This window comes from Apilactobacillus xinyiensis, from assembly GCF_019656235.1.
Taxonomy (GTDB): Bacteria; Bacillota; Bacilli; order Lactobacillales; family Lactobacillaceae; genus Apilactobacillus; species Apilactobacillus xinyiensis.
Window position 1 is genome coordinate 1 of the sequence record NZ_BPLL01000041.1, and the last position, 7,009, is coordinate 7,009.

The 7,009-nt window shown below is 31.5% G+C and carries 5 protein-coding genes; 3 read left to right on the plus strand and 2 right to left on the minus strand.

From position 1 onward, the window contains the following. The first annotated feature begins 160 nt into the window (after positions 1–160). On the plus strand, positions 161–1,426 hold the full coding sequence (locus K5Q11_RS07360; RefSeq protein WP_251067935.1) for a cation:dicarboxylate symporter family transporter: 1,266 nt from the start codon (positions 161–163) through the stop codon (positions 1,424–1,426). Between the two features lie 609 nt (positions 1,427–2,035). Here K5Q11_RS07360 and gnd read toward each other — a convergent pair. After that, positions 2,036–3,475: an NADP-dependent phosphogluconate dehydrogenase gene (gene gnd / locus K5Q11_RS07365; RefSeq protein ID WP_220752390.1), complete on the minus strand. Its 1,440-nt coding sequence runs from the start codon at positions 3,473–3,475 to the stop codon at positions 2,036–2,038. 89 nt (positions 3,476–3,564) lie between these two features. Next, on the minus strand, positions 3,565–5,043 hold the full coding sequence (gene zwf, locus K5Q11_RS07370; protein ID WP_220752392.1) for a glucose-6-phosphate dehydrogenase: 1,479 nt from the start codon (positions 5,041–5,043) through the stop codon (positions 3,565–3,567). 280 nt (positions 5,044–5,323) lie between these two features. Between zwf and K5Q11_RS07375 the strand changes: the two genes are divergently transcribed. Together K5Q11_RS07375 and K5Q11_RS07380 are read left to right on the plus strand one after the other, a co-directional pair. After that, positions 5,324–6,073: a restriction endonuclease gene (locus tag K5Q11_RS07375; RefSeq protein ID WP_220752394.1), complete on the plus strand. Its 750-nt coding sequence runs from the start codon at positions 5,324–5,326 to the stop codon at positions 6,071–6,073. 87 nt (positions 6,074–6,160) lie between these two features. Next, complete coding sequence (locus tag K5Q11_RS07380) at positions 6,161–6,904, plus strand: Ig-like domain-containing protein (protein ID WP_220752396.1); 744 nt, start codon at positions 6,161–6,163, stop codon at positions 6,902–6,904. Positions 6,905–7,009: the final 105 nt, after the last annotated feature.

The window sequence follows — 7,009 nt, forward strand, 5'->3', positions numbered from 1 at the left end:
GAGTAGTTGGAGGATCGCCTCCTGCAAGGGTAGGACGTTGCCACGCTCATTATGAAAAGCTTTCGATTTATTTCGAAAGCTTTTTTATTTTATTGAATATATACTTGTGAAATGTGATAGAATGTTTAATAACATTAAACATTTTGGAGGATTATTTCAGATGCGAAAAATTAAACTTTCTTTAGGTGTCCAAATTTTTATTGGACTTGTATTGGGAATTGTGTTAGGAACTGTTTTTTATAAAAACGAGTTAGCAATTAATATAATGCAAAGTCTAGGTACTATGTTTATACGTCTTATTCAAATGATAGTTATACCTATTGTTATATCTTGTTTAACAGTTGGGATAGCCAACATTGGCGATATTAAAAAATTAGGTCGTATAGGTGGAAAAACTTTACTATATTTTGAATTAATGACAACTCTTGCGATTATATTAGGATTAATCATGGGGAATATTTTTCACCCAGGAGATTTTATAAATGTTCATGCATTAAAAGGAACTGATATAACAAAATACATAACTACTGCTAAAAGTGCCAGTAGTCATTCAGGAATATTAGATACAATAATTAATTTAATACCTACTAATGTTTTTAGTTCTATTAGTAGTGGTGATATGATGCCTATTATATTGTTCTCAGTGTTTTTTGGATTAGGGACAGCAGCTATAGGTGAAAAAGGAAAAGTTATAATCGACTTTTTAGATTCAGTTTCTCAAGTTATGTTTAAAGTAACTGGTTGGATCATGAAAGTATCTCCAATTGGAGTTTGTGCCCTTATCGGTGTAACATTAGCTGAATTAGGTATATCAGCATTGATTCCGCTTAGTTATTTTGTCGGACTTACGTATGTAACTATGATAATATTTGTTTTAGTAGTAATGGGCGGTGTTGCCAGATTATTTGGCTTTAGAATTACTACTTTACTTAAAGTTATAAAAGAAGAAGCGGTGCTAGCTTTTTCTACTGCTAGTTCAGAAGCAGCCTTACCTAAAAACATTGATCGTATGCAACAATTTGGGGTTAGTAATTCAATAGTTTCATTTGTAATTCCTACAGGATATACCTTTAACTTAGATGGTTCAGCAATCTATCAATCATTGGCAGCTTTATTTTTAGCACAGGCTTATGGTATTCATTTAACATTAGCTCATCAAATAACTTTAGTAGTTGTATTAATGATTACTTCTAAAGGAATGGCTGGAGTTCCTGGAGCGTCATTTGTGGTGTTATTAGCTACTGTTTCTACAATTGGGGTACCAATGTCTGGATTAACATTTATTGCCGGAATTGACCGTTTTGTGGACATGGCTAGAACATCTGTAAACGTAATTGGAAACTCTTTAGCTACGTTAGTAATTAGTAAATCTGAAAATGAGTTTGATCATGAAAAGGAAAAAAGATTTTTAGCAGATATGAAATAAAATAAACAATAAAAAAACGATTTGGAATTATTTCCAAATCGTTTTTTTATTGTTTTGTTCAAGATAAACAGCAATTACTTTGGCATAAACCATGTTCCCACGGTTCATAAAGATTTCTGTGTAATCTCATAATTACTCATTTTATCTCAAGTTTAATTTATTGTTTTAAACAAACTGTTGCTATATCTCCCTCAAAAGTTCCCTAGAGAGTTAAGCATCATGAGCAAATTTATTTTTTACTTTATTAATTACAAGTACGTCAATACTTCTTCATAATTAAAGGATACCGAGATAACTAACAACAGTTAATTTCCTTTGTGAATAAGAATATTCATCTCGTATTCTGTATAAGTACGGGAAAATTAACTGTCAAAAGTTATCTCTACTCTTTTTTATTTTAAAGAATAGAAACAACCATTTTCAGAAATTTTCCCTTGATAGACGGACCGTTGGACGCTCCAGGATCAAAAGTTAGTTCTGTCATGATTGTTTCACCTCTGCTTTCTTTTTTATCTCTCAACTATATTTTATAGAATATTTGAAACATATTCAAGTCTATTGTTTAGATAAAATAAAAAACAGTCATAAAAATGACTGTTTTTTATTTTATTATTGTTCAGTGTACCATGGGTAATGGAAGTTACCTTCACGGTCAGTACGTTCGTAAGTGTGAGCACCAAAGTAATCACGTTGGGCTTGTAATAAGTTAGCAGGTAATACTTCAGCACGGTATGAATCGAAGTAAGTAACAGCAGCTGAAAGTGATGGAACTGGAATACCAGCTTTAGTTGCTAAAGCAACAACATCACGAGCATCGCTTTGGTACTTGTTAGCGATTTCTGAGAAGTAAGGGTCTAATAATAAGTTAGTTAAGTTAGCATCTTTTTCAAAAGCATCAGTGATGTTTTGTAAGAATTGAGCACGAATGATACAACCTTCACGCCAGATTTGAGCTAATTCACCAAACTTCAAGTCCCACTTGTAGTCTTCTGAAGCAAAACGAAGTTGTTCGAAACCTTGAGCATAACTCATGATTTTACCAAAGTATAATGCTTTACGAACTTTTTCAACAAGATCTTTCTTGTCGTCTTCAGTGATAACGTCAGCTGCTTTAGGTCCATTAAGAACTTTAGCTGCATTTAGACGTTCGTCTTTTAACATAGAAATGAAACGAGCGTAAACTGATTCAGAAATAACTGATTGGTCAACACCGATTTCCATAGCATCCATTGATGACCATTTACCAGTACCTTTGTTAGCACCACGGTCAAGAATCATGTCAACGATAGGTTTGTTCTTGTCAGAACCTAAGTCGTCTTTTCTAGTTAAAATATCACCAGTAATTTCGATTAGGTAACTATTAAGTTCACCGTTGTTCCAGTCTTTGAAAATGTTAGCTAATTCATCAACTGAGATACCGGCACCGTTACGAAGAATGTTGTAACTTTCGTCAATTAATTCTTCATCACCGTATTCGATACCATTATGAACCATTTTTACGTAGTGTCCGGCACCATTAGGTCCAATGTATTGAACACATGGTTTGCCATCGTTAGCTTTAGCAGCAATCTTGTCTAAGATAGGTGCTACTAATTCGTAGGCATCTTTTTGACCACCAGGCATTAATGATGGACCGTGTAATGCACCTAGTTCACCACCAGAAACACCCATACCAATAAAGTTAATACCAGATTTATCTAATTCGGCATTTCTCTTCATAGTATCGTGGAAGTTAGTGTTACCACCATCAATTAAAACATCACCTTTGTCTAATAAAGGTAATAATTCGTTGATAACAGCATCAGTAGCTTTACCAGCTTTAACCATCATCATAATACGACGAGGAGTTTCTAATGAGTTAACAAAGTCTTCAACTGAATAACTTGGAACAAGTTTCTTTTCAGCGTGGTCCTTCATAACTTCTTCAGTCTTTGAAGCACTACGATTATAAATACCTACAGTGAAGCCGCGGCTTTCAATGTTAAGGGCTAAGTTTTTACCCATAACAGCCATACCAACAACACCAATGTTTGCTTTTTGATCAGCCATTGTTTGAACCTTCCTTTTTAAAGAAAATTTTTATTTATTAAACACACAAGTAAATTTTAACATTTTAAATATTAAATGTCATTCAATTATTAGTCTAAAGTGAAGACCCATTTGTTGCCATCACGGGCTAATAAATCGTCAGCAGCTTTTGGTCCCATTGAACCAGGAGTGTAGTTAGGAAAATCAGGTTTTTCAGTATCCCAAAGATTTCTAACAACATCAGCTAGCTTCCAAGCACGAGCAACTTCTTGCCAACTTGCGAAACTAGTAGCGTCACCCTTAATAGCATCGTGAATCAAACGTTCGTATGGTTCTGGAGTGTTTTGACGGTCTTCATCTGATTGAACATGGGTTAGGTCCATTCCCTTAGTAGTAAATCCTTGACCAGGAACCTTGCCATTAAGATGTAGGATTACCTTTTGTACTGGATCTACGAATAAAGTTAATACGTCTGAATCTAAACCAGATTTATCTTTATCACCGGCATCAAAAACATCAATTAAAGGTTTTTTAAATACAACGTCGATACGTGTGAATTTATCAGCAAGCATTTTACCAGTACGTACGTAGAAAGGAGTACCAGCCCAACGTTGATTATCAAACATTAACTTACCAGCAACGTATGTTTCAGTATTTGAATCAGCTGGAACGTCATCTTCGTGACGGTAATCTCTTTGTTCACCTTTAGCACCATATTGACCACGGACAAAGTTTTCTCTAGCTTCATCCTTGTCGTAGATTCTAAGGCTACGTAGTGCACGAATTTTTTCGTTACGAATATCAGTATCTTTGAATGCAACTGGTTCTTCCATTGCAAGAATAGTAACAATTTGCATGATGTGGTTTTGTACCATATCACGTAATGCACCGGAATTGTCATAGTATCCAGCACGTTCTTCAACACCAAGCTTTTCAGATAAAGTAATTTGAATGTTCTTGATGAATTTGTTATTCCATACAGATTCTAGAATTGGGTTACCAAAACGTAATGCTTGAATGTTTTGAACCATTTCTTTACCTAAATAATGGTCTATACGGTAAACTTGGTCTTCATTGAATGATTTACCTAATGAATTATTCAACTCTTCAGCTGTTTGGTAATCACGACCAAATGGTTTTTCAATGATTAAACGGTTAAATCCACCGTTGTCAGATAATACATTTTGAGATTTTAGATTTTCAGCGACTGTACCAAAGAAGTTAGGAGCCATAGAAATGTAGAAAATACGGTTTCCTTCAGTTGCATATTTATCTTCTAATTTATCTGCATAATCACTTAATGCTCTATAATGTTCAGGATTTGTAACATCATGAGACATGTAGTAAAAATGGCTAGCAAATTCATTTGCTTGGTCTTCACTTTCAGCACTATCTTTAATTGATTCTAAGATAACATTTCTTAAATCTTGATCGCTCCACTTACGACGACCAGTACCAATTAAAGCAAAGTGTTTTTGATCTATATAATTCTTTTTATATAGATTGAAAATTGAAGGATATAGTTTACGTTTAGCTAAGTCACCTGTTGCACCAAAAAGCATGAACAAGGCACGAGTTTCTGTTGCCAATACCGTCACTCCCTAATATTTATCGTTTATCAAATTTGACATAATAATATATGTAGAATTACGTCAATGTACGTGATTATTATATAACACAAATTAGATTAACAAAAGCGTTTTTCAATCAATAATGAAAACGCTATCTTAAAATAAAAAAATGTCAATGGTAAACGTCAAGATTATTTATTAAATCTATAAGATATTATTTTATTTACTTTGCTAAACTTTAACAATATAATTAACAGGGTGCAAATGATAAAATAAATTTCGAAAAAGGGGAATTCCTTTGTTAGATAAGCTATTATCAGGCTTAGATTTTATTATTCAATATATAGGATTAATTTTTTATTTTGTAATTAGTACTTTATATAACTTAATTGTAAATTTATATAAAATTTTTACACAGAATAGCAAAGTTAATTTAAAAGATAATTTAAACGTTTTTGTTTCAAATCTAGACGCGCCTGATACTTTTAGTTTGTTGTTTTTAGGCATATTGTTAATATTTCTAATTTTTTTCAAACTAACTAAACGCAGGAAAATATTTTCCGTTAAAATAAAAAAGAAAATTAGTTCATCAAGCCTTTCAGTTAAAGGGACCACAATAAAAAGAAATAATGCTGCAAAATATAAAAGAATTACTAATCGTGCAATGCGTAAAAATCATTTTAATGTAACAGCTAATAACTTTGAATATATGATTGGATATTTATTTTATAGAAGTGGTTTTAAGTCGATTGTCACTCAGCAATCTAATGATTTTGGTTTAGATGTTGTAGCTACATATAAAAATAAAAAATATGGCATTCAGTGTAAATTATATAATAGTTATGTTGGAGTTGAGGCTATTCAACAAGCGGTTACGGGTACAGTAGCTTACGGTTTAGACGTGCCAATTGTGGTGTGCTCAAGTAATTATACAAAAGCAGCGCAAGATTTAGCAGGTGCTTCTGGAACAATAGTTATTAATCATGAAATGATAGTTCAATGGTATAAAAACCCTAATTATATCTTTAAAATTTTAAAAAATGTTTAAGACATCTATAAATAATAAATTTTAGTTGCTATTTGTTATTTTGGATATATAATAGGTATTTAGTAAAAGAAAAGATGGTGCTATTAAATGAAAAAAATTAGTAATTTTGTGTTAGCTGGATTATCAGTATTAGCTGCATTTACACTTTTTATTACTTCAAGTTCAGCTAATGAAAAAACTTTTGTTAATATATCAAACTACAATTCATCAACTGTTAATGGAAATGCTACCAAAGGATCTAAGGTTTCAGTTCTTTTGAATAATAAAAAAGAAGTTGGAAATACTTATGCTTCAAAAAATAATGGTAACTACAAGGTTACTTTAAAGGGTAAGTTAAGTAATGGTAGTAAATTATATGTATATGCTCAAACTAAAAATTCTTTGCAAAAACCATATAGAATCATTACATTACAAACAAATACTGTAAATGTTAAAAATACAGTTCAAAGAAATGATAAAAAAACTAATTCTGATAAAAAGTCTAAATCAACTTCTAACAGTGAAAAATCTAGCAATAGTTTAGCTATTAAGATTATTGACGGAAAATGGCAATCTTCAAAATCTAAAAACAATACTTATGAAGTTATGAGCTTTGATACCAAAAACGGTTTTCAAAGAGATGTATTTGAAAATAATAAGTTAAAAAACAGTTTAGTTAAATATGCTGCTTACAGTTACAAGCATCTTTCAAATAATGTATTTGAATTTTCATACAAAGCTAAAAATGCTAAACCTTTGTATATGAAGTTTACTTCTACTAATAAATTTATTTTATCTAATGATAAAAACGATTTTACTAAAAATGTAGTTTACTTTAGTAAGGCAAACTAATTAGCTAATTAAAAAAGGCTCCCAAATGGTGAAGTGCCTTAAAAAAGTTAGACAATTATTACTAAATTAAATATTTAATTTCATGGAATGATTTCGATATTCAAT